This window comes from Arthrobacter sp. 2YAF22_2, from assembly GCF_052114645.1.
GTDB lineage: Bacteria > Actinomycetota > Actinomycetes > Actinomycetales > Micrococcaceae > Arthrobacter.
This window is the reverse complement of record NZ_JBFRFD010000341.1, coordinates 1-4075: the sequence shown is the minus strand read 5'-3', so window position 1 is coordinate 4075 and position 4075 is coordinate 1. Positions and strand designations below refer to the sequence as shown.

The window sequence follows — 4075 nt, the reverse complement described above, 5'->3', positions numbered from 1 at the left end:
GTCTTGAGTCGTTGGGTTCGAGCGCCATAAGGTGACTGCAAACGACAAGCACTTCAGGAGAAGACATGTCCCTAGTCCGCGTGCATAACTTCTCGATCTCCCTCGACGGCTTCGGCGCCGGCGAGGGCCAGCAACTCGACGCTCCATTCGGTCACGCTGGCTCACGACTAATGGAGTGGGCTTTCGAGACACGGACCTTCCGCCAGATGGGCATCCACGGGGAGTCGGAGGGATCCCTCGGCGTCGACGAGGCGTTCGCCAGCCAGTGGGGGCCCGGGATCGGCGCGGAGATCATGGGGCGTAACAAGTTCGGCCCCCAACGCGGTCCCTGGGAGGACGAGGCATGGAAGGGATGGTGGGGCGATAACCCTGTCTTCCACACTCCTGTCGTTGTTCTGACACACCATCCTCGGCCGGTACTCGAGATGGAAGGCGGAACAACCTTCCATTTCGTCGATGCCGACCCCCTCTCCGCGCTCAAGCAGGCCCGCGCCCTGGCCGGCGACCTCGACGTCCGAATTGGTGGCGGCGTCAGCACGGTTCGACAGTTCCTCGAAGCCGATCTGATCGACCACATGCACATCGTCCTCGTGCCGATCGTCCTGGGCCGGGGCGAGCGGCTTTGGGATGGACTCGAGGGGCTCGAAGAACGCTTTGAAATCGAAGCGACCCCTTCTCCATTCGGAGTTCTCCATCTGATCTTCACGCGTCGCCCGGCCCGGTAGGCAGGCATGCGGCCGGACGAAAGACCAGCACCACCTCCCTGGTCGCCCAGTACAAGCTGGACGACGAGCGATTGCCTGTTGTCGGCGACCGCGGTGTGGTCGTGGATTCGGCTGATCGGCTTGTCTGCATCACAGAAGTAACCGGCCATGGCATCCACCAGGACTGGGCGCCATCCGTCGTGCCCCGCGGTGCTCTTTCGGGTCTGATCATCCGATGGGTGGTTCTGGCGGGTGTATCCGCGGAGGGCTCCCACGGAAAGTATTCCGTGGGAGCCCTCCGGTTCGGATGGGGCGGCTGCTAGCGCTGGGGGAGCGCTTTGGTTCCCTCGATCTGTACGGCCTGGAGTTTGTTCGGGTCCAGGCCGAGAGTCTTGAGGATGGTCGGGGCGATCTGAGTGGTTTCGACGGTGGTGTCCACGGTGCGGGCATGTTGGTCATTGCCGCCGGAGACGACGAGGGGGACGTCCCGGTCGTCGGCGGAGGCCCCGCCGTGTTCGGCGATTTTGGATTTACCGCCGGTATATACGACTCCGGTCTGCGCTATGCCCAGGATGTCAGGGTAGCGTGCGTCGCTGGTCTTCGTGCCGAAGTATCCGGCGACCTCGCTCCCTGCGTAGATTTTGCTGAGCCCGGAGGTCGGCACGTTCCCGGTGGCGCCGTTGATGTCGTTGCCGGCGGCCGGGTGGGATGCGAGGTAGTCCTTGGCGAACTGCGCTGCGCCTTGGGAGTGGTCGGAGAGCCAGAGCTGCATGATGTCGTCATCGGTGGAGAATGCCACCAGATCAGCGGCCGCGGGATGGGCCGCCTTCCAGGCCGCATTGAGTCCGTCGATAACCGCGCCGTCCGGTACCCGGGTCAGTGCAGCGGGATCCATGGGCGACTGGCCATGCTTCGCGGAGAGAATGATGGTCGTGTCCTCGGCGTGCCCGGAGGCAGCCAAGGCCGACTCCAGCTTTCCGACCGACGTGTCTACGTAGTCGAGGGCCTTGCTCAGCAGGGGGCCGGGAACGGTACCGCCGGCGAGGTAGCCGCCGGTGAGGCCGTCCGACGACGGCAGCTTCTGGGCGGTGGAGACGGATTGGAAGTTCAAGCCGAAGATGGCCGGCACGGCCGCGGATTTGCTCCCGGAGTGGTCTTTGCCGTCGATTTCGTTGAGCACGGCCTGGACCTTGTAACCGTCGTATTGCTGGGTTGCGGCGTTGTCCTGGGTCCAGTCACCGGTGAACGGTGCGGGCGCCTTGCTGTTGATCTCGGGGGTGAAGAGGTCATCCACTCCCTTGCCGGAGGGGCCGTTGAGGATTTCGTACGCCGGGTGTTTGTCTGACCAAGCGGTAGTCAGGCCCGCGTTCTTGGCAACTTCGAAGACGGTGTTGACCTTCAGATATTGATGCGGGTAGACGGGCTTGCAGGTGGCGGGATCCACCGGGAGGGCCGCGGGATTGAGCAGCGATCCCGGCTCGCCGGTCATGTTCAGGATGCTGGCGGGCAGGCCACTGAGGCCTTGTCCGGCGTCGAGCGCATTCGGGTCCTTGTCCGCCGCCTCAGTCAGTGCCACCTCGGTTCCGGGGGAAGTGTTCTTGCAGTCGGTGGTGCCGGCGGGCAGCAGCGCCCGGTTGAACGTGTCGTCGTAGTAGATCCCGGTCGTTCCGGGGTTGCCGCCGGTGAATTGCCCGACCATGCCGGGGAAGGAATCGGAAGGCACGGGAGTTTGTGCGTGCGTGTAGCTTGTGCCATGGTTCACCAGCGCGGCCAGCGCCGATTGCGGATGCGACGCTACGTACCCGTCGAGGTCCTTTTGATGCAGGCCGTCCACCGACAGCAGCAGGACATGCTTGGACGTCTCGCCCCTGCCGCCGCGGCCGTCGTTGCCATGCTGCCCGCCGTCGGCCAGCGCCGGCACCACCGCCGAACCCGCAATCATGACTGCGCCGACAGCCGCTGCTGCGGCTATCCCGTTTCTCTTCGCTGACTTCATCAAAATAAGTCCTTTCGCCAAAGTGAATCCCACATATGATTTTTCTTCCCCTCGTGGATTCTTGCCTGCGGCAGGTCCTGGCCTTCTAGGTTTTCGAGCGATCCGGTGAAGGTTCACCGTAGGTTCAACCCTGCGTCACGAAGCTTTCTGCAAATTCACAGGCTCCGGCCTTGACTCTCACCTCCGGTAGCTGCCTGCCAGGGGCCGGCCATACCGGTCCGCTGGCGGGGGAGTCTTGCGCGGAACGGCCATGCTGCGCCCGAAATGCTAAGTTCACTTTCTGTCTTGGCTCCCTTGGCCTCACGTTAAGTCCGCATGTTGAACATGGCCGGGTGACTTCACCATGCAAAGCCCACGAGGCGAACAATTCCCCCCTGTCCCCATCCCGGCGGGGCTTCCTTGCTGCCGCACTTACCGGCGCGGCCATCACCCTGGCACCCATGAGCTTCGCCGCCGCAGATAACGGCAGCACCAAGACGAAGACCATCACCGGCCACTTCGACCCGGGTGCCGCCGACTTCGTTTACCTGCCCGTTGAGGTTCCGGCCGGTGTCAGCAAGATCAGCGTCTCCTACACGTACAGCAAACCGACGGTTGCCCCGGGACTCCTGAACAACGCCTGCGACATCGGGGTCTTCGATGAAAAGGGAACCGACTTGGCCGGGAAGGGATTCCGTGGCTGGTCGGGCGGATTCCGGACCGAATTCTTCATCTCCGCCGCAGAAGCCACCCCCGGCTACCTGCCCGGCCCGGTCGGAAAGGGCACCTGGAACATCGCCCTGGGCCCGTACCAGGTCGCTGAACAGGGGATGGACTACACCGTCAACGTCACGCTGGAGTACGGTGCAGACGGCGCGCCTTTCCGCCCGCAGTACCCGGTGCAGCAGATCGCGGGCCGGGGCGCCGGCYGGTATCGCGGCGACGCCCACCTCCACACCGTCTACTCGGACGGCAAGCGCACGCCCGCCGAAGTTGCCGCCGGGGCCCGGGCTGCCCGCCTGGACTTCATGATCAGCACCGACCACAACACGCCAGCGTCCCACGGCATCTGGGGGCCGCTGGCCGGGAACGACCTGCTCATCCTGACCGGTGAGGAAGTGACGACACGCAACGGACACTATCTAGCGCTTGGCCTCGAGGGAGGGGAATGGATTGACTGGCGCTACCGGGCCCGGGACAAAGGCTTCGAACAGGAAGCCCAGCGGATCCACGCCTCCGGAGGTCTCGTGGTCCCCGCACACCCGTACTGCCCGTACGTCGCCTGCCGCTGGAAGTTCGGGTACGACGACGCCGACGCCGTCGAGGTATGGACCGGCCCCTGGACCGCCGACGACGAGTATGCCATCAACTCATGGGACTCGATGCTGGCACACTC

The 4075-nt window shown here is 64.4% G+C and carries 3 protein-coding genes; 2 read left to right on the top strand and 1 reads right to left on the bottom strand.

Going from position 1 to position 4075, the window contains the following annotated elements:
* Window positions 1-65 precede the first annotated feature (65 nt).
* Entirely contained in the window at window positions 66-725 is a 660-nt protein-coding gene (locus tag AB4Y86_RS13585) for a dihydrofolate reductase family protein (RefSeq protein WP_441402741.1), read from the top strand.
* A 298-nt stretch (window positions 726-1023) separates the two neighbouring features.
* On the opposite strand, the gene AB4Y86_RS13580 is transcribed toward AB4Y86_RS13585, so the two are convergent.
* A complete protein-coding gene (locus AB4Y86_RS13580) occupies window positions 1024-2700 on the bottom strand; it encodes an alkaline phosphatase family protein (protein WP_441402740.1) in 1677 nt (558 codons plus the stop codon).
* Window positions 2701-3032: 332 nt separating this feature from the next.
* Between AB4Y86_RS13580 and AB4Y86_RS13575 the strand changes: the two genes are divergently transcribed.
* Window positions 3033-4075, top strand: a 1043-nt coding sequence (locus tag AB4Y86_RS13575) for a CehA/McbA family metallohydrolase (protein WP_441402739.1), incomplete at its 3' end; no start/stop codon positions are given.

Coding starts and splice junctions, on each gene's coding strand:
- AB4Y86_RS13585 (WP_441402741.1), top strand. CDS start 66: ATGTCCCTAGTCCGCGTGCATAACTTCTCGATCTCCCTCGACGGCTTC.
- AB4Y86_RS13580 (WP_441402740.1), bottom strand. CDS start 2,700: ATGAAGTCAGCGAAGAGAAACGGGATAGCCGCAGCAGCGGCTGTCGGC.